The sequence below is a fragment of the Pseudomonas turukhanskensis genome (assembly GCF_027922365.1).
In the GTDB taxonomy this organism is placed as follows: Bacteria; Pseudomonadota; Gammaproteobacteria; order Pseudomonadales; family Pseudomonadaceae; genus Aquipseudomonas; species Aquipseudomonas turukhanskensis.
The window spans coordinates 69088-87850 of the sequence record NZ_BSFN01000006.1 but is presented as its reverse complement, the minus strand read 5'-3'; the positions used below and the strand labels follow the sequence as shown (position 1 = coordinate 87850).

Genomic DNA, 18763 nt, shown 5'->3' with positions numbered 1-18763 from the left:
TGCCTCAGCCCCTCATTAATCAATCGCCTCGACCCGTTGCCAACACCTGCTGGGCGGCAGGCGGCAACATGAGCCGAGCGTTATAGGCCCTGTTCGACGAAGGGCGCGGTCAGTGCCAGCGCGGCATCCAGTGCGCCGGCGTCAACGCCGCCACCCTGCGCCATGTCCGGGCGACCACCGCCCTTGCCGCCAACCGCCTGGGCGGCCTGCTTCATCAAATCACCAGCCTTGAGCTGCGCGGTCAGGTCTTGGGTAACGCCTGCGACCAGCACAACTTTGTCATCGCTCACCCCGCCAAGCAGGATCACTGCGCGGCCGAGCTTGTTCTTCAGTTGGTCGACCAGCGCCAGCAGCGCTTTGCCATCCAAACCATCCAGACGATGGGCGAGTACCTTCACGCCTTTCACATCTACTGCCGAACCGGAGAGGTCATCACCGGCCGCGCTGGCGGCCTTGGCTTTGAGTTGCTCCAGTTCTTTTTCCAGCTGGCGGTTGCGCTCGACCAGACCACCCAACTTGTCCAGAAGGTTGTCACGGTTACCTTTGACCAGCACCGCCGCTTCTTTCAGCTGTTCTTCCGCGCCATTCAAGTAGGCCAGCGCCGCAGCGCCAGTGACTGCTTCGATACGACGCACGCCAGCGGCCACGCCGCCTTCACTGATGATTTTGAACAGCGCGATATCGCCGGTGCGCTCGGCGTGAATACCGCCGCACAGCTCAACCGAGAAGCTACCGCCCATGCTCAATACGCGCACGTTGTCGCCGTACTTCTCGCCAAACAGCGCCATGGCGCCTTTGTTCTTGGCGGTTTCGATATCGGTTTCTTCGGTTTCAACTGCGGTGTTCTTGCGAATTTCGGCGTTGACGATGTCTTCCAGCGCCTTGATCTGCTCGGGCTTGATGGCCTCGAAGTGGCTGAAGTCGAAGCGCAGACGCTGGCTATCCACCAGAGAGCCCTTCTGCTGCACATGCTCGCCCAATACCTGACGCAGAGCGGCGTGCAGCAAGTGAGTAGCCGAGTGGTTCAGCGAAGTGGCTTTGCGCACATCCGCCTCAACCGTGGCCTCTACCGCGGCGCCAACATTCAAGCTGCCTTCGGTCACCAAACCATGATGCAAAAACGCGCCGCCGGCTTTGGTGGTGTCACGTACATCGAAGCGCACACCAGATGCCTGCAGGAACCCACAGTCGCCAATCTGGCCACCAGACTCGGCGTAGAACGGCGTCTGGTCGAGAACCACAACGCCCTCCTCGCCCGCAGCCAGGGCGTCGACTGCTTGCCCGGCCTTAAACAGGGCCAGCACCTTAGCGCTTCCGCTGGTGGCCTTGTAGCCGAGGAATACGGTTTCGCTGTCGACTTTGACGAGACTGTTGTAGTCCATTGCGAACGAGCTTGCCGAGCGAGCGCGCACACGCTGGGCCTCCATTTCGCGCTCGAAGCCGGCTTCGTCCAGGGTCAGCTCACGTTCACGGGCGATATCGCCGGTGAGGTCCATCGGGAAACCGAAGGTGTCGTACAGCTTGAAAATCACTTCGCCCGGAATCACGGTGCCTTTGAGCTCGGCCAGATCCTGCTCGAGAATCTTCAGCCCCTGCTCCAGGGTTTTGGCGAACTGCTCTTCTTCGGTTTTCAGCACGCGCTCGATATGCGCCTGCTGCTGTTTCAGCTCCGGGAACGCTTCGCCCATTTCGGCTACCAAGGCGGCAACAATTTGGTAGAAGAAGCTACCCTTGGCGCCCAGCTTGTTACCGTGACGGCAAGCGCGGCGAATGATGCGACGCAGCACGTAGCCGCGGCCTTCGTTAGACGGCGTTACGCCGTCGGCGATCAGAAAACCGCAGGAACGGATATGGTCAGCCACCACTTTCAGCGAAGGCTGATCGTCGTTGCTGCAGCCAATGGCCTTGGCGCAAGCGGCCAGCAGGCTTTGAAACAGGTCGATTTCATAGTTCGAATGCACGTGTTGCAGCACGGCACTGATGCGCTCCAGGCCCATGCCGGTGTCTACCGACGGCGCCGGCAACGGATGCAACACGCCATCGGCAGTGCGGTTGAACTGCATGAAAACGTTGTTCCAGATCTCGATGTAGCGATCGCCGTCTTCTTCTGGCGAGCCGGGTGGGCCGCCCCAAATATCAGCGCCGTGGTCGAAGAAAATCTCGGTGCAAGGGCCGCATGGGCCGGTGTCGCCCATGGTCCAGAAGTTGTCGGACGCGTAAGGCGCGCCTTTGTTGTCGCCAATACGGACCATGCGCTCAGCCGGCACGCCGACTTCCTTGGTCCAGATGTCGTACGCCTCGTCGTCGCTGGCATACACCGTCACCCAAAGTTTTTCCTTGGGCAGGTTAAGCCACTTTTCCGAGGTCAAAAATTGCCAAGCGTAATTGATCGCGTCGCGCTTGAAGTAGTCGCCGAAGCTGAAATTGCCCAGCATTTCGAAGAAGGTGTGGTGACGTGCGGTGTAACCGACGTTTTCCAAGTCGTTGTGCTTGCCGCCGGCCCGTACGCACTTCTGGCTGCTGACGGCACGGGTGTAGGCGCGTTTTTCCTGGCCGAGGAAGCAGTCCTTGAACTGGTTCATGCCGGCGTTGGTGAATAGCAGCGTCGGGTCATTGCCCGGAATCAACGAACTGGAAGCAACACGGGTATGACCCTGTTCTTCGAAGAAGCGGAGGAAGGCTTCACGGATTTCTGCGCTTTTCATAAATTTTTCCACGGGAAAGGCGGCGATCTAATTAGGTACAGCGCGCGATAGGGCTAATGGCTACCGCTTTTAGGCCGGCAAAGGGCCGCATTATATCGGCCCGCGGCCCACGGTATAGTGTCATTGTTTGATAGTTAGGGCAGTTTTCCAGCAGTTTTTTACGCCGGTTATCCGGCAAACGCCTTAAACGCTTCAATCACTTGCTCGATATCGGCTCGACTGACATCCAGGTGCGTCACTAGACGTAAACGCTCGGAAGCCGAAATGGTAATGCCACGCTCAGCCAGAAACGCCTTCAGCGCAGGCGCCCGCTCAGCCATCTGCACATAAACCATATTGGTCTGAACCGGCTCTACGCTGTAGCCCAGCTCCAGCAAACCAGAGGCCAAGGCCGCCGCATTGGCATGGTCATCGGCCAGACGCTCCACCTGATGTTCCAGCGCATACAGGCCCGCCGCCGCCAGAATACCGGCCTGCCGCATCCCGCCGCCGACCATCTTGCGCAGCCGCCGCGCCTTGCCGATCAACTGCTCGCTGCCCAGCAGCACCGAGCCAATCGGCGCACCCAGCCCCTTGGACAGGCATACCGATACCGAGTCGAAATACTGGGTAATTTCCCTCGGCGCCACGCCTTGTTTCACTGCTGCGTTGTACAGGCGCGCGCCGTCCAGATGCAGTTGCAAACCATGGGCCTTCGTCAACTTGCGGGCTTCAGCCAGGTAGCTAAGCGGCAGCACTTTGCTCTGCATGGTGTTTTCCAATGCCAGCAGACGAGTGCGGGCGAAGTGGAAATCGTCCGGTTTGATCGCGGCGGCAACTCGCGCGAGGTCCAGCGAACCATCAGCTTCTACCTGCAAAGGTTGCGGCTGAATCGAGCCCAGCACGGCCGCGCCGCCGCCTTCGTATTTATAGGTGTGCGCTTCTTGGCCAACGATGTACTCGTCGCCACGCTCGCAGTGCGCCATTAGGCCGAGCAGGTTGCTCATGGTGCCGCTGGGCACGAACAGCCCCTGGGCAAAGCCCAATTGCTGCGCCAGGTACGCTTGAAGGCGGATAACCGTGGGGTCCTCGCCGTACACGTCGTCGCCCACGGGGGCCCGCAACATGGCCTCGCGCATACCAGCAGTGGGTTGGGTGACGGTGTCGCTACGCAAATCGATAACGGGCATTACAGGTCTCCTTCACGGCGGACCCACGACCCTAAAGCAGCCGCCCGAGAGCGGCAAGAGGCTCTACGACTAAATAGCGACTAAAGCGCAGCGGCGCTGGTGGGCACCACGAGAATGCCGGCACGCAGGCCGTTTTTCACCTTGGGATTGGGGAAGATAATCCGCGTCCCCTTTTCTTCCACCACCCAGCGCATGCCGGCGATATCTTCGGCCAACAGATAGCCTATCGGCAGTTCGCTGAAGTTTTCGATATCGGCGGGCAGGTTCAGGTGAAAGGAGTCGCTGTGCTTGATGATTTCCCGGGCCACGGCAAACAGTTGCAGGCCGTCAAGGTTGTCGGGCTCAAGCGCCGGCTCGGTGTTCTCGATCAGGCACTTGAGGCGCGCTTCCAACATCTCCAGGTTAATGCCATCGTTCTGGCCAAACGCCCGAGCCTTACCCAACTCCAGCGTGAACGCCTCGGCGTTTAACTGCGCATAGGTGTAGGCACTGAAGGTGATCGAGGCCTTGCTTTGCAACAGTACCGCAGCCACGCCAGCGGCCTTCAGGCGAGCCAGTTCCAGCGCCGAGTGCCTGCAGCCCTCGCGCCACGGATAAAGCGCGAACTGCTCGATTTTCGAACCACGGATGGCGGTATGCAGGTCGTAATGCAGACGCTGCCTCGGCACATCGGCCGGGGCCTGATTGAAAAAAGTCGCGCTCAAGCGTTCCAGCTCACAGGCACGCAGCGCTTCAAAACCACTGCTTTGCTCGTGCCGGCCGTTGAACAGGCGATTGATATCCTGCTCGACATAACGCTCGCCCTTGCGCATAGCCTCAGGGTTACCGAATAGAAACAGAATGCGCGCCCGCGGTTTTAGCTCACCACGGGCAATGCCGTGCAGCAGGCGGTCGAGCAGTTCGATCGGAGCGGTTTCGTTGCCGTGAATACCGGCAGACAGGAGCAAATCAAGGCCGCTGTCCAACCCCGCCGGCGGGGTGATTTCCAATGCACCCTCGGCCAGCCAGCGCAGCCGCGCGCCCTCGGGCGTCAGCTGAATCTTGGCGGCCGGCTCGCGGCCTACCAGGGTCAGTTCCAGCAATTTGCCGAGGGCTAGCATCAGATAAGTTCCGTCTTAGTGAATGCAGGTATCAGTGATTGCAGTCCGGACCATGCACATGGTCGTCTTCGTCATCCAATACGCCGGCCGGCTCCATTTCCAGTTCCAGGCTCACTAGGTTGGTTGCCAGCGGGCGCAACAGCAGATTGGCGTACTCCTCGTCGCCCTCTTCCACGTCCACGCCGATGATCAACTGGCCACGGCCGTCTTGCTGAATCCACACTTCCTTGCCTTGCCAGATCACGGCAAAGCGGGTGCAGGAGGTTTCCAGCTGGGTGCCGTCGGTATCTTCGAGGATAAGTTGCAGGCTATCGGACATGGTCAAAACACTCTCAATTAAGCTGGAAGGGGTACACAGAGCCTAGTTTAAGGATCTGGGTCAGCTCATCCAATGCCGAACGGCATTCGACGAGCAGTTGCGGGTCAGCCAGATCGCTCTCGGCCATACGGTCGCGGTAATGCTTGTCGACCCACAGATTAAGGGTGTCGAACAGGGATGGCGTCATGATCACACCGCTGTTGACCGCGTTCAGTTCGGGCTCTTTGAGCGCCACGCGCAATCGTAAACACGCCGGGCCGCCGCCGTTTTGCATACTCTGCTTAAGATCGAACACTTTCACCTCTCGGATCGGTCCGTCGTCTGCAGTCAAACGCGACAAGTACTGCCACACACGCTCGTTGTTGCGGCACTCCTCCGGCACGATCAACAACATGCTGCCATCAGCGCGCGACAGCAGTTGGCTGTTGAACAGGTATGAATGCACAGCGTCTTCAACGCTCACAGCATCGCGCGGTACGCACACCGCTTGCAGGCGGCCACCACGGCGGCTGAGCTTGTCATGCAATTCGGCCAGCACTTTATCGGTCTCCAGGAACGCGTCCTGGTGATAGAACAGCACTTCGCCGTTGCCGACCGCGATCACGTCGTTATGGAATACGCCCTGGTCGATTACCGCCGGGTTCTGCTGGGCGTACACCACGCCGGAATCGTCAAGGCCATGCAAGCGGGCGACCGCCTGGCTGGCCTCCAGCGTCTGGCGCGCCGGATAGCGCTGCGGGCCGGGGAAACGCGCGTCGAAGGCGCTGCGGCCGAACACGAAAAACTCCACACCCGCATCACCGTAGTCTTTGCAGAACCGGGTGTGGTTGGCCGCGCCCTCATCGCCGAACTGGGCGACGGCAGGCAAGGCGGCGTGGTGAGCGAAGTGCGTCGGGTCGGCAAACATCGCCCCCAGAATGCGGCTGGTGGTCGGGTGCTCCAGACTGCGGTGAAACTTGCAGTTGAGGTTGGCTGCGGTGAAATGCACCTTCCCATCACGAGTGTCGGCGCTGGGGCTCACCGTGCAAGCGTTGGCGGTCCACATGCTGGATGCCGAGCAACTGGCAACCAATAAGGGCATCGCCTCTTTGGCGGCTCGGGCAATTACCTCGGCATCACTGCCGGTAAAGCCGATACGGCGCAGCGCGGCAACGTCCGGGCGTTCTTGCGGAGCGAGCACGCCCTGCTTGAAGCCCATCTCCATCAACGCCTTCATCTTCGCCAGGCCTTGCTTGGCGGCCTCTTGCGGGTTGGACACCTGCTGGCTGTTGCCTTGCGAGGCAACGTTGCCATACGACAGCCCGCCATAGTTATGGGTGGGGCCAACCAGGCCGTCGAAGTTCACTTCATAGGCGTTGTTGCTAGAGGTAGTGACGCTCACAGACTGACTCCCGGTGTCAGGGTTGCAGGCAGGCTCAGGCTCTCGCTTTCCAGCGAGGCAACGGGGTAGGCGCAATAATCAGCTGCGTAATAGGCACTGGCGCGGTGGTTGCCCGAGGCGCCCACGCCGCCGAACGGTGCCGAGCTGGCAGCGCCGGTCAGTTGCTTGTTCCAGTTGACGATGCCGGCGCGGCTTTCCAGCCAGAACTGCTGATATCGCTCGGCCGAATCCGACAGCAAACCTGCGGCCAGGCCGTACTGGGTGTTGTTGGCCTCGCGGATGGCGGCGGCGAAGTCGGCGTAGCGAATCACCTGCAGCAGCGGCCCGAAGAACTCTTCGTCCGGGCGCTCGGCCACGGCCGTTACGTCGAGAATGCCGGGAGTCAGCAACGCGGCGTTTTCCAGCGGCTGACTCATCGCCAGCAACGCCGTAGCCCCCGTGCTGAGCAAATGCGCCTGCGCCTTGAGCAGATGGCGCGCCGCATCCAGAGAAATCACCGAGCCCATAAAGGGCGCAGGCTGCGCGTCGAACGCGCCTACCTGAATGGTCGCGGCCACGGCCACCAGGCGCGCCAGCAAGGCATCGCCCCACTCGCCCTGCGGCACCAGCAGGCGGCGCGCGCAGGTGCAGCGCTGACCAGCGGAAATAAACGCCGACTGAATAATGGTGTACACCGCTGCGTCGAGGTCTTTCACCTCCTCCACCACCAGCGGGTTATTGCCGCCCATTTCCAGGGCCAGAATCTTGTCCGGGCGCCCGGCGAATTGTTGGTGCAGCAAGTTACCGGTACGACTGGAGCCGGTGAAGAACAGCCCATCGATACCGCCATGGGCCGCCAGCGCCACGCCCGTGTCACGACCACCCTGCACCAGGTTCAGCACGCCAGCTGGCAGGCCGGCTTCAATCCAGCACTGCACCGTCAGCTCGGCGACCTTGGGCGTCAATTCACTCGGCTTGAACACCACCGCGTTCCCGGCCAGCAATGCCGGCACGATATGACCGTTGGGCAGGTGCCCGGGGAAGTTATACGGACCAAACACCGCCACCACGCCGTGGGGCTTGTGGCGCAGCACGGCGGTGGCGTCGGCCAGCGGGCCGCTCTTCTCGCCGGTGCGCTCGCGGTAGCTCTGCACCGAGATGGCCACCTTGTTGACCATGCTGGTGACTTCGGTGGCCGATTCCCACAGCGGCTTGCCGGTTTCTTCACCGATAGTACGGGCCAGTTCGTCGCTGCGGGTTTTCAGTGTGGCGGCGAAGCGCTCAAGCACCGCAATGCGCTCATCCAGCGACAACCGGGCCCAGGCGGGAAATGCCTCACGGGCGGCCTGCACAGCGGCATCCACCTGGGCGGCGGTGGCGGCGTTGGCGCTCCACACCACGGCCTGGGTCACCGGGTTCAGCGATTCCAGGGCTTCACCGGCACCGGCTTGCCAGGCGCCTGCGATGTAATGGCTGCTCATCGGTTCAGCTCCTTGTTTTCCACCGCCAGCGGCACAGCACGCACCTGATCACCGGCTTTCAATTGCAGACGTTTGGCCGTGGCCTGATCCACCACCAGCGTGCCCGCCGCCAAGCGTGCCGGCGCGGCAGTAATGCGGCATTCCTCACGCTTGCGGTTATGCATCAGGAAGGTGGTGGCATCGTCGCCCGGAGTGCCAATGGCCAGCACCAGTGCCTGGCTATCACGCACCGCGCGAATCTTGTTGGTTTCGGCTTCGATGGCTGGGCCGGCGTCGAAAATATCGACGTAGCCCTGGTAGCTGAAACCTTCGGCCTTGAGCATGTTCAAGGCTGGCTCGGTATCGGGGTGCACGCGACCGATGATGTTGCGCGCCTCTTCTGAGAGAAAGCAGGTGTACAGCGGAAACTTGGGCATCAGCTCGGCGATAAACGCCTTGTTGCCCACGCCAGTAAGGTAGTCGGCGCGGGAGAACTCCATTTTGAAGAAGTGCCGGCCCAGGCTTTCCCAGAACGGCGAACGCCCCGCCTCGTCAGACATGCCGCGCATTTCGGCAATGATCTTGTTGCCGAACAACTGCGGGAATTCGGCGATAAACAGAAAACGCGCCTTCGACAACAAGCGGCCATTAAGGCCCGTACGGTGGTCGGCCTTTAAAAATAGCGAGCACAGTTCCGAGTTGCCGGTCAGGTCGTTGGCCAGAAACAGTGTCGGAATTTCGCGGTAAATATCCAGCTCCTGCGAGGCACTTACCGTGAGCCCCACGCGGTAGTTGTACCAAGGCTCACGAAGGCCAACAGCGCCAGCAACGGCGGAAATACCCACCACCTCGCCGTTATCGTCTTCGAGCACAAACAGGTAGTCGGCATCGGCACGGGTGGCTTCGCCGCGAAAGGCCTTTTCGGCCCAACCCACACGGTGGGCCAGGCGCTCTTCATTGGCGGGCAAAGTAGTCAAGCCAGCGCCGGTACTGCGGGCCAGGTTGATCAGGGCAGGCAAGTCGGCACTGCGCACGGGACGAACGATCATGGCTATTCCTCTTAAACCGCAACCAGGCGCACGCTTGCGCCCTCACCGACGCCCAAGGCCTCAGCAACATCAGCACTCAGGTTCACCGGCTTGCCCGGCACCCAATCCAGTTCAACCACCACGGCGCGGAAATCCTGCAACTGGCCGTTGGCAACTAGATAAAGGCGACCCTTGCCCGGCTCGCCGACCCGCGCGGGCACCACTCGGCTCTGCGCAATCGAGCGAATGCCCGAGGTGCGCGCATGCAGGGTCGGGCCGCCGTCGAAGATGTCGATGTAATGGTCGGTTTCAAAACCTTCGCGCATCAGAATATCGAAGGTGATCTGCGCACGCGGGTGCACCTGGCCCATGGCTTCCTGGGCGGCGTCCGGCAGCAGCGGCACATAGATCGGGTAATGGGGCATCAGCTCGGCGAGGAAGGTGCGGCTTTTCAGGCCGCACAAGCGCTCGGCTTCGGCGTAATTGAGGTCGAAGAAGTTGCGGCCCACGGCATCCCAAAACGGCGAATCGCCCTGCTCGTCGCTGTGGCCAACAATTTCCACCACCACCGCATCGGCAAAGCGCTCCGGGTGGCTGGCCACAAACAACAGGCGACCACGGGAATTGAGTTCGGCCCACGGCGAATCCACCAGCGGTTGTTCGACGTAGAAGCTGGTAAGCAGGCTATTGCCCGTCAGGTCGTGACACAGCGACAGCACGTGGATCTTGTTGTGGATCGACAGCGAGCGCGAGGCGTGCACAAAGGTTTCGTTACGGAAGCTGTAGAACGGCTCGGAATACCCGGCCGAAGCCACCACCCCGGAGCAGCCGACCAGGCGGCCGGTGTCGGTGTCTTCCAGCACGAAGAAATAGCTCTCTTCACCGTTAAAGCTTACTTCCGCGGCAAACGAGGCTTCGGACGCAGCGATCTTGTCGCCCAGCCGACCGGCATCGTCCGGCAGCGAAGTAACACCAACCGGGCTGTCCGCAGCCAGACGTTGCACGTCAGCCAAGTCAGCCATTTGCGCAGGGCGCATCACCAGCATGGTGTTACTCCTTAAATTCTCTTTTGAAATGAAAGCAGAACGCTGGGGACACCAACCTCTCCCGCCAGCGCGGGAGAGACCTCAGCGTTCCGTTGTAGCCGTCAGGCTTGGGTAAGCTTGGCCACGGCGCGCTCGAAGCGGTCGAGGCCTTCGTCGATGTCCGCATCCGGAATCACCAGACTTGGGGCGAAACGCACCACGTCGGGACCGGCTTGCAGCACCATCACGCATTCTTTTTCGGCGGCGTTGAGCACGTCGCGCGCTTTGCCTTTCCAGGCATCGCTCAGGGCCGCACCGATCAATAGGCCCAGGCCACGCACTTCGGTGAAGATGCCGTACTTGGCAGCAATCGCTTCAAGTCGTGTTCTGAAGCGCTCGTGTTTGGCTTTTACGCCATTGAGCACTTCAGGGGTGTTGATCACGTCGACCACGGCACCGGCCACGGCACAGGCCAGCGGGTTGCCGCCGTAGGTGGTGCCGTGCACGCCCACCGCCAGGTGCGCGGCGATTTCGGTGGTGGTGAGCATGGCGCCAATTGGGAAACCGCCGCCCAGGCTTTTCGCGCTGGTGAGGATGTCCGGCGTCACACCGTAGTTCATATAGGCAAACAGCTCGCCGCTGCGGCCCATGCCGCTCTGCACTTCGTCGAATACCAGCAGCGCGTTGTGTGCATCACACAGTTCACGCACGCCCTGCAGATACGCCTGGTCAGCCGGCAGAATGCCGCCCTCGCCCTGAATAGGCTCCAGCACCACGGCGCAGGTTTTGTCCGAGATGGCGGCTTTCATGGCGGCCAGGTCGTTGAACGGTACGTGGGTCACGCCCTCGATCTTCGGCCCAAAACCATCGGAATACTTCGGCTGACCGCCCACTGTTACGGTGAACAGGGTGCGACCGTGGAAGCTGTTGGTGGCGGCGATGATTTCGAATTTCTCGGCACCATACACATCGTTGGCATACCGACGGGCCAGCTTGAAGGCGGCCTCGTTGGCCTCGGCGCCGGAGTTGGCGAGGAACACGCGCTCGGCGAAGGTGGCATCCACCAGCTTGTGCGCCAGGCGCAGGGCCGGCTCGTTGGTGAACACGTTGGACACATGCCAGATCTGGTTGGCTTGTTCAGTGAGTGCTTTTACCAGTGCCGGGTGGGCATGGCCCAGGGAATTCACCGCGATGCCGCCAGCAAAGTCGATCAGCTCTCGGCCGCTCTGATCCCAGACTCGGGAACCCTCGCCGCGCACCGGAATAAAGGCTGCCGGGGCGTAGTTGGGAACCATCACCTGATCGAAATCGGCGCGCTGTACCTGCACTTGCTCAACGGACATCGAAGCTCTCCTGACAAGGACCGCCGACCCCACAGGTCGGCGTTGGAATGAATTGTAGGGACTGATTTGGGGAGGGCATTGTCGGCATGCGACAACTTCTTATAGCGCCAACCCGCGAATTTTCGAGGCTTTCATAAACGCGACAGAAGGTGTCGCGAAGGCGCAGTCTAAACGCTGTTGCCAGGATGACCAACGATCAGCTGCGCGCCGCTGCTACAGCGTTAAAAATGCGTTTTGAATGCTCATGGGCGTAGGGCGAATATCGCCGCAGGCGATATCCGCAGCTTCACGATCGGCGAATAGGCGGATATCCGCTTTGCGGATATTCGCCCTACGTCCGCACAGACCCGGCTTAGCCGCGCTCGGAAGGAATGGAGCTCAACTCGAACGGGCTGCTGCTGCGCCGCTGGTTGCGGTCTTCGCGCGGGGTGGCGCCGAAGAAGTTGCGGTAGGCGCTGGAGAAGTGCGGGCCGGAGGAGAAGCCGCAGGACAGGCCGATCTGGATGATCGATTTGCTGGTTTGCATCAGCAACTGGCGGGCTTTGTTCAAACGCAGTTCCAGGTAGTACTGGCTGGGAACGCGGTTGAGGTATTGCTTGAAGATGCGCTCCAACTGACGTCGCGACACACAGACGTGCTGGGCAATTTCGTCGGTGGTCAACGGCTCTTCGATATTGGCTTCCATCAACAGCACGGCCTGAGTCAGCTTCGGGTGGCTGGAGCCCAGGCGGTTTTGCAACGGAATACGCTGGCGCTCACCGCCTTCACGAATGCGCTCCACCACCAGCTCTTCCGATACTGCGCCAGCCAACTCGGCACCATGGTCGCGGGCCAACACCGCCAGCAGCAGATCCAGCACTGCCAGACCACCACAGGCGCTGAGGCGATCACGGTCCCAGTCAAACAGATGGCTGGTGGCGATCACTTTGGGGAAACGTTCGGTGAAGTCGTCCTGCCAGCGCCAGTGCACGGCGGCGCGGTAGCCGTCGAGCAAACCCAACTGTGCCAAGGGATACACACCGGCGGACAAACCGCCAATCACGCAGCCGGCCCGCACCACCTGTTTCAATGCACTGGAGAGCGCCGGGGCCAGATGGCCAGGCGGCTCGTCGGCAAGCAAAAACAGTTTCTGACAGCCCTCCAGCTTGCCCGCCCACGGCTCGCCCGGCAGGCGCCAGGCGCCCTCGGCGGCGGGCTCGGCCTGCAGAAACACCAGTTCATAAGCCACATCCGGGTGCACCCGCTGGGCGACACGCAGGGCTTCTTCGGCCAGCGCCAGGGTCATGGCCTTGGTGTTGGGCCAGAGGAGAAAACCAATTCGGTGGGCAGTCATGGCTGGCAGTTTAGGCTCTGTTTGCATGCATTCACATGCGAGGTGTGCTGCCCGTTAGGCAGTCTTGGGTTCATTCACCGCGCTGAAGCTTACTTCAAGCTGCCGGAAAGAAATTGCTTCAAACGATCGGACTGCGGATTCACCAGCACTTCTTTCGGGCACCCGCGCTCTTCCACAACGCCCTTGTGTAGGAATACCAACTGGTTGGAGACCTCACGGGCAAAGCCCATCTCGTGGGTGACCACCACCATGGTGCGACCTTCCTGGGCAAGGTCCTGCATCACTTTCAGCACTTCGCCGACCAACTCCGGGTCAAGCGCCGACGTCGGTTCGTCGAACAGCATCACTTCCGGCTCCATCGCCAGCGCCCGGGCAATGGCCACGCGTTGCTGTTCGCCGCCGGACATATGCGCCGGGTAGGCGCCCTTGCGATGGGCCACACCCACCTTGTTCAGGTAGTGCTCGGCCTTTTCGATGGCCTCTTTTTTCGGCACGCCCAGTACATGCACCGGCGCTTCGATAATGTTTTCCAGGGCGGTCATATGCGCCCACAGATTGAAGTGCTGGAACACCATCGACAGGCGCGAACGCATACGCTGCAACTGCTTGGGGTCGGCCGCCTTCAATGCGCCTTCCTTGTTCGCCACCAGTTTCAGCTCTTCGCCGTTGAGCAGAATCTTGCCGCCATGGGGCTGTTCCAGCAGGTTGATGCAGCGCAAAAACGTACTTTTGCCCGAACCACTGGAACCGATGATGCTGATCACATCGCCAGCCTTGGCCGCCAGCGACACGCCCTTGAGCACTTCATGGCTGCCGTAGCGTTTATGCAGGTCTTGGACTTCGAGTTTGTACATGGTTCAGGTTCTCGACAGGCAATGGTTCAGCCGCAGCTGGCGTTGCTAAAACGGAAAATTCTCAGGCCTTGCGTGGCGCCAGATAAGCCAGCCAGCGGCGCTCGGCCAGCTTGAACAGGCGCACCAGCACGAAGGTCAGGCACAGGTAAATGGCACCGGCAGTGATATAGGCCTCGAAGGCCAGATAGAACTGCGAGTTGATGGTTTTTGCCGCACCGGTGATGTCCACCAGGGTGACGATGGACGCCAGGCTCGTGGTGTGCAGCATCATGATCACTTCGTTGCTGTACTGCGGCAGCGCCCGGCGCAGGGCCGATGGCAGCAGAATGCGGCGGTACAGCTTGGCGCGCGACATGCCCATGGCCTTGGCTGCTTCAATTTCACCGTGGGGAATCGACTTCAGGCTGCCGGCCAGAATCTCGGCGCTGTAGGCGCTGGTGTTGATGGCAAACGCCAGGCAAGCGCAGAACGTGGCATTGGAAAGGTACGGCCACAGCATGCTTTCACGCACCGCGGCAAACTGCGCCAGCCCGTAATAGATGAGAAACAGCTGCACCAGCATCGGCGTGCCGCGGATCACATAGGTGTACAGCCAGGCTATGGCATTCACCAGCGGCTGCTTCGACACCCGCATCAAGCCCAGCGGAATGGCAGCTGCCAGGCCGAACGTCAGCGAAATCGCCAGCAGCTTCAGGGTAATCAGGATGCCACCCAGGTACAGGTGGATGTTTTCCCAGATAGGCGAGAAATCGAAAATCATAATTCAGCCACCTTCATGCCTACCGAATAGCGTTTTTCCAACGCCCGTAACAGCAGCAGCGACACACTGGTAATCGCCAGATACAACGCTGCCACCACCAGGTAGAAGGTGAACGGCTGATGCGTGGCATCTGCGGCGTTCTTGGCCTTGAACATCATGTCCTGCAGGCTCACCGTGGACACCAGCGCAGTGGCCTTGACCAGCACCAGCCAGTTATTGGTGAAACCAGGGATGGCAAAACGGATCATCTGCGGCACCAGCACGCGAAAGAACACTTGCATGCCACTCATACCGTAGGCCGCACCCGCTTCGCTCTGCCCTTTGGGGATTGCCATAAAGGCACCGCGGAAAGTTTCCGACAGGTACGCCCCAAAGATAAAACCCATGGTAAATACGCCAGTGGCGAACGGGTCGAGGTCGATGTAGTCCTCAAAACCCAGCAGCGGCGCCACCCGGTTCACCACGTCCTGACCACCGTAGAAAATCAGCAGAATCAACACCAGGTCGGGAATGCCACGAATCACTGTGGCGTAGGTTTCGCCCAACAGCGCCAGCCACTTGATCGGCGACAAACGAAACGCCGCGCCGATCAGGCCGAGCACAATCGCCAGTGCCATCGAGGTCAGCGCCAGGGAAATGGTCAGCCATGCGCCATCAAGAATGGTCGAGCCGTAGCCGTTGAGCATAAGAAAAGCCCGCTAGGTGAGAAGTGCTGTGCCGCTCCAACGGAAATCGGCGACCCAAATAAAAAGTGGCACATCCCCGGAGTTATCGAGCCTGTGCCACTTTCAGTGAGTGCTAGTTACTTGCCGTAAACGTCGAAGGCGAAGTACTTGTCTTGCACTTGTTTGTATTTGCCGTTGGCGCGGATGGCCAGGATGGCAGCGCTGATCTTGTCGGCCAGGGCCTTGTCACCCTTGCGCACAGCAATACCCTGGCCTTCGCCGAAGTATTTTTCTTCGGTGAAGTCGGGGCCGGCGAAGGCAAAACCTTTGCCCGCGTCGGTTTTCAGGAAACCGTCATCGATGTTCACCGAATCCGCCAGGGTGGCGTCCAGACGGCCCGAGGTCAGGTCCAGGAACACTTCGTTCTGCGAGCTGTAACGCACGATTTCGGCGCCGGCCGGAGCGAAGACTTCGGTGGCATAACGGTCGTAAACGGACGAACGCTGCACGCCGATTTTCTTGCCTTTGAGATCGCTCAGCGGGTCGTTGATAACGGTACCGGCCTTCATCGCCAGCTTGGCTGGGGTGGAGTAGTACTTGCCGGTGAAATCCACGGACTTCTTGCGGTCGTCAGTGATGGACATGGACGACAGAATGGCGTCGAACTTGCGCACCTTGAGAGCCGGAATCAGGCCGTCGAACTCTTGTTCGATCCACTTGCACTGCACTTTCATCTCTTCGCACAGGGCCATGCCGATGTCGTAGTCAAAGCCGGTGATCTTGTCGTCGGGCGTTTTGAAGGCGAAGGGCGGGTAAGCCGCTTCGATACCGATACGCAGGGGCTTGGCATCATCGGCCATGGCAAGTGGCGACAGCAGGGACACCGCCAGGGCGCCGAGAAGGGCGAGCTTCTTCATCGTGGACTCCTTCGAATAGGTCGAGCGCTGGATGGCAGGCTGACCGTGAAATTATAGGAAGAGTCGCCATCTTTGCCGGGGGGATAACCCGAAAGGACGAAGCTCATCGGCCGACGCGCGAGTGGCGGCGTCTGGGTGGCGGCATTCTAACGACACCCCCAAAGCCGATATTTCTTCAATGCGACAACTAATTACAAAAGGGCTTGGCGCGGGATTCAGACTATTGACAGGCGCCACCAAAACAGGCAGCGCGCAGAGGATGGGTAAACGAGAAACTACAGCAAGTTTTGGGCCTGTTTTTTAGTAAGCCTTGCCAGAACTGGGTTGTTACCCAAAATGGATTTTTAGCCGGGTGGAAAAACGCCCCTCAAACGTGCGTACTGTTTCCGATTGCCCCGTTGCAGATCGAGGGTGCTACCGCCGCCATCAAAGGCGGATAAATCTCCGTAGGGTGTGCTTTGCGCACCACGCGTTCTCCGCGTGGCCACCATGGTGCGCATAGCACACCCTACGAAAAGCAAAAAAAACGCCCGCATGATTGCGGGCGCTTTTTTGGTGGGGCGGCTAAGCGTCAAGCCACCGCTTGCTGCATCGCCTTGTGCTCATCGATCAGATGCTGCACCACACCTGGGTCCGCCAGGGTGGAAATATCCCCCAGGCTGTCGTACTCGGCCGTGGCGATCTTGCGCAGGATGCGGCGCATGATCTTGCCCGAGCGGGTCTTGGGCAGGCCCGGCGCCCACTGGATGACGTCCGGCGCGGCAATCGGGCCGATCTCTTTGCGCACCCAGGCCTTGAGCTCCTGGCGCAGCGCTTCGTTCGGCTCTTCGCCGCCGTTGAGCGTCACGTACACATAGATGCCCTGCCCTTTGATGTCGTGCGGCATGCCGACCACCGCAGCTTCCGCCACTTTCGGGTGGGCCACCATGGCGCTTTCGATTTCGGCGGTGCCCATGCGATGGCCGGATACGTTGAGCACGTCGTCGACGCGGCCGGTAATCCAGTAGTAACCGTCTTCATCGCGACGGGCGCCGTCACCGGTGAAGTACATGCCACGGAAGGTTTTGAAGTAGGTGTCCACAAAGCGGTCGTGGTCGCCGTACAGGGTACGGGCCTGACCTGGCCAGGAATCCAGAATCACCAGGTTGCCTTCGGCGGCGCCTTCGATCAGGTTGCCGAGGTTATCCACCAGCGCCGGCACCACGCCGAAGAACGGACGGGTAGCCGAACCAGGTTTGAGGGCCGTAGCACCTGGCAACGGGCTGATCAGTACGCCGCCGGTTTCGGTTTGCCACCAGGTATCAACGATCGGGCAGCGCGATTGGCCCACGGTTTCGTAGTACCAGTTCCAGGCTTCCGGATTGATCGGCTCACCCACCGAACCGAGCAAGCGCAGGCTGGAGCCGTCGGCGCCTTCGATGGCGGCCTTGCCCTGGGCCATCATGGCGCGAATGGCGGTTGGTGCGGTGTAGAGAATATTGACCTTGTGCTTGTCGATGATTTTCGACACCCGGGTAATGTCCGGGTAGTTCGGAATGCCTTCGAACAGCAAAGTGGTCGCGCCGTTGGCCAACGGGCCGTAAACGATGTAGCTGTGGCCGGTCACCCAGCCCACGTCGGCGGTGCACCAGTAGACTTCGCCAGGCTTGTAGTCGAACACCCGCTCATGGGTGAGCGCGGCATACAGCAGATAGCCGGCGCTGGTGTGCTGCACACCCTTGGGTTTGCCGGTGGAGCCGGAGGTGTAGAGGATAAACAGCGCTTCTTCGGCGCCCATTTCTTTCGGCGCGCAGACGGTGCCGGCCACCTTCATCAGGTCTTCGTACCAGATGTCGCGATGCTGGTTCCATTTGATCGGCGAGCCGGTGCGCTTGCACACGATCACCTTCTGAATGGAGCTGGTTTCCGGGTTGGTGAGGGCGTCGTCGACGTTGGCCTTGAGCGGGGTTTTCTTGCCGCCGCGCACGCCTTCATCGGCGGTGATCACCACCTTGGACCGGCAATCGATGATGCGTCCGGCCAGGGCTTCGGGCGAGAAGCCGCCGAACACCACCGAGTGAATAGCACCGATACGGGCACAGGCCAGCATGGCCACCACCGCCTCGGGAATCATCGGCATATAGATCGTCACCACATCGCCACGGTGCACATCCTGGCCGCGCAGCGCGTTGGCGAACTTGCAGACTTCTTCGTGCAGTTGGCGGTAGGTAATTTCGCGGTGGTCGGCCGGGTCGTCGCCTTCCCAGATGATTGCCAGTTGGTCGCCGCGCTCGGCCAGGTGACGGTCCAGGCAGTTGGCCGAGACGTTCAGGGTGCCGTCGGCGAACCATTTGATATCCACATGGTGATCGTCGAACGAGGTCTGTTTCACTGCTGTGAAGGGCTTGATCCAGTCCAGGCGTTTGGCCTGCTCACGCCAGAAACCGTCGGGGTTGACCACTGACTGTTGGTACATGGACTTGTACGTCGCCTCATCGGTCAGGGTATTGGCCGCAACCTCGGGACGAACGGGATACAGTGACGCAGCACTCATCGGGGATACCTCGGTGAATAGTTGTTTTTGTATGGTGCCTTTTGTAGCCCTCCCCTCCCCGCCGGGCCATTCGACCATGGTCTTACCGGCTTAGGACCATGGTCGCAGATGGGTTTTGGAAAAATCCCAGGCAAAAAAAAGGCGACCATCGGGCCGCCCAGTCGAATCATTCCGGGGGAGGAACGTTCGCAA

General features: G+C 60.5%; 15 protein-coding genes. All 15 read right to left on the bottom strand.

The features are described from left to right. Nucleotides 1-80 precede the first annotated feature (80 nt). The 15 genes from alaS to acs all read right to left on the bottom strand — a co-directional run bounded on the left by alaS (nucleotide 81) and on the right by acs (nucleotide 18571). Nucleotides 81-2705 carry an alanine--tRNA ligase gene (gene alaS, locus PKE98_RS12435; RefSeq protein ID WP_271195610.1) on the bottom strand — a complete coding sequence of 875 codons (2625 nt, stop codon included), beginning with the start codon at nucleotides 2703-2705 and terminating at the stop codon, nucleotides 81-83. A 167-nt stretch (nucleotides 2706-2872) separates the two neighbouring features. Then, on the bottom strand, nucleotides 2873-3874 hold the full coding sequence (ltaE, locus tag PKE98_RS12430) for a low-specificity L-threonine aldolase (RefSeq protein WP_271195609.1): 1002 nt from the start codon (nucleotides 3872-3874) through the stop codon (nucleotides 2873-2875). Between the two features lie 80 nt (nucleotides 3875-3954). Beyond that, nucleotides 3955-4974: a succinylglutamate desuccinylase gene (gene astE / locus PKE98_RS12425; RefSeq protein ID WP_271195608.1), complete on the bottom strand. Its 1020-nt coding sequence runs from the start codon at nucleotides 4972-4974 to the stop codon at nucleotides 3955-3957. A gap of 31 nt (nucleotides 4975-5005) precedes the next feature. After that, entirely contained in the window at nucleotides 5006-5293 is a 288-nt protein-coding gene (locus PKE98_RS12420; protein ID WP_271195800.1) for a topoisomerase II, read from the bottom strand. 13 nt (nucleotides 5294-5306) lie between these two features. Beyond that, nucleotides 5307-6674: an N-succinylarginine dihydrolase gene (gene astB / locus PKE98_RS12415; RefSeq protein ID WP_271195607.1), complete on the bottom strand. Its 1368-nt coding sequence runs from the start codon at nucleotides 6672-6674 to the stop codon at nucleotides 5307-5309. Then, a complete protein-coding gene (gene astD / locus PKE98_RS12410; RefSeq protein ID WP_271195606.1) occupies nucleotides 6671-8134 on the bottom strand; it encodes a succinylglutamate-semialdehyde dehydrogenase in 1464 nt (487 codons plus the stop codon). The genes astB and astD overlap by 4 nt, the downstream gene beginning before the upstream one ends. Next, nucleotides 8131-9162 (bottom strand): arginine N-succinyltransferase, encoded by a 1032-nt coding sequence (gene aruG / locus PKE98_RS12405; RefSeq protein WP_271195605.1) that lies wholly within the window; start codon nucleotides 9160-9162, stop codon nucleotides 8131-8133. The genes astD and aruG overlap by 4 nt, the downstream gene beginning before the upstream one ends. Nucleotides 9163-9173: 11 nt before the next feature. Then, a complete protein-coding gene (gene aruF / locus PKE98_RS12400; protein ID WP_271195604.1) occupies nucleotides 9174-10187 on the bottom strand; it encodes an arginine/ornithine succinyltransferase subunit alpha in 1014 nt (337 codons plus the stop codon). A gap of 101 nt (nucleotides 10188-10288) precedes the next feature. After that, complete coding sequence (locus PKE98_RS12395; RefSeq protein WP_271195603.1) at nucleotides 10289-11509, bottom strand: aspartate aminotransferase family protein; 1221 nt, start codon at nucleotides 11507-11509, stop codon at nucleotides 10289-10291. Between the two features lie 352 nt (nucleotides 11510-11861). Beyond that, complete coding sequence (gene argR, locus PKE98_RS12390; protein ID WP_271195602.1) at nucleotides 11862-12842, bottom strand: transcriptional regulator ArgR; 981 nt, start codon at nucleotides 12840-12842, stop codon at nucleotides 11862-11864. A gap of 89 nt (nucleotides 12843-12931) precedes the next feature. Next, nucleotides 12932-13696, bottom strand: a complete 765-nt coding sequence (locus PKE98_RS12385) for an ABC transporter ATP-binding protein (RefSeq protein WP_271195601.1) — start codon at nucleotides 13694-13696, stop codon at nucleotides 12932-12934. 61 nt (nucleotides 13697-13757) lie between these two features. After that, nucleotides 13758-14456: an ABC transporter permease gene (locus tag PKE98_RS12380; RefSeq protein ID WP_271195600.1), complete on the bottom strand. Its 699-nt coding sequence runs from the start codon at nucleotides 14454-14456 to the stop codon at nucleotides 13758-13760. Next, on the bottom strand, nucleotides 14453-15142 hold the full coding sequence (locus PKE98_RS12375; protein WP_271195599.1) for an ABC transporter permease: 690 nt from the start codon (nucleotides 15140-15142) through the stop codon (nucleotides 14453-14455). Before PKE98_RS12375 ends, PKE98_RS12380 begins: the two co-directional genes overlap by 4 nt. A gap of 116 nt (nucleotides 15143-15258) precedes the next feature. Then, the gene (gene aotJ, locus PKE98_RS12370; RefSeq protein WP_271195598.1) at nucleotides 15259-16038 is read right to left on the bottom strand and encodes an L-arginine-binding protein AotJ; all 780 of its coding nucleotides are present in this window, start codon (nucleotides 16036-16038) and stop codon (nucleotides 15259-15261) included. Between the two features lie 571 nt (nucleotides 16039-16609). After that, nucleotides 16610-18571 (bottom strand): acetate--CoA ligase, encoded by a 1962-nt coding sequence (gene acs, locus PKE98_RS12365; protein ID WP_271195597.1) that lies wholly within the window; start codon nucleotides 18569-18571, stop codon nucleotides 16610-16612. Between the last annotated feature and the right edge of the window lie 192 nt (nucleotides 18572-18763).

Coding starts and splice junctions, on each gene's coding strand:
- ltaE (WP_271195609.1), bottom strand. CDS start 3,874: ATGCCCGTTATCGATTTGCGTAGCGACACCGTCACCCAACCCACTGCT.
- alaS (WP_271195610.1), bottom strand. CDS start 2,705: ATGAAAAGCGCAGAAATCCGTGAAGCCTTCCTCCGCTTCTTCGAAGAA.
- aruF (WP_271195604.1), bottom strand. CDS start 10,187: ATGCTGGTGATGCGCCCTGCGCAAATGGCTGACTTGGCTGACGTGCAA.
- PKE98_RS12380 (WP_271195600.1), bottom strand. CDS start 14,456: ATGATTTTCGATTTCTCGCCTATCTGGGAAAACATCCACCTGTACCTG.
- astE (WP_271195608.1), bottom strand. CDS start 4,974: ATGCTAGCCCTCGGCAAATTGCTGGAACTGACCCTGGTAGGCCGCGAG.
- aruG (WP_271195605.1), bottom strand. CDS start 9,162: ATGATCGTTCGTCCCGTGCGCAGTGCCGACTTGCCTGCCCTGATCAAC.
- aotJ (WP_271195598.1), bottom strand. CDS start 16,038: ATGAAGAAGCTCGCCCTTCTCGGCGCCCTGGCGGTGTCCCTGCTGTCG.
- PKE98_RS12385 (WP_271195601.1), bottom strand. CDS start 13,696: ATGTACAAACTCGAAGTCCAAGACCTGCATAAACGCTACGGCAGCCAT.
- acs (WP_271195597.1), bottom strand. CDS start 18,571: ATGAGTGCTGCGTCACTGTATCCCGTTCGTCCCGAGGTTGCGGCCAAT.
- astD (WP_271195606.1), bottom strand. CDS start 8,134: ATGAGCAGCCATTACATCGCAGGCGCCTGGCAAGCCGGTGCCGGTGAA.
- PKE98_RS12375 (WP_271195599.1), bottom strand. CDS start 15,142: ATGCTCAACGGCTACGGCTCGACCATTCTTGATGGCGCATGGCTGACC.
- argR (WP_271195602.1), bottom strand. CDS start 12,842: ATGACTGCCCACCGAATTGGTTTTCTCCTCTGGCCCAACACCAAGGCC.
- PKE98_RS12420 (WP_271195800.1), bottom strand. CDS start 5,293: ATGTCCGATAGCCTGCAACTTATCCTCGAAGATACCGACGGCACCCAG.
- PKE98_RS12395 (WP_271195603.1), bottom strand. CDS start 11,509: ATGTCCGTTGAGCAAGTGCAGGTACAGCGCGCCGATTTCGATCAGGTG.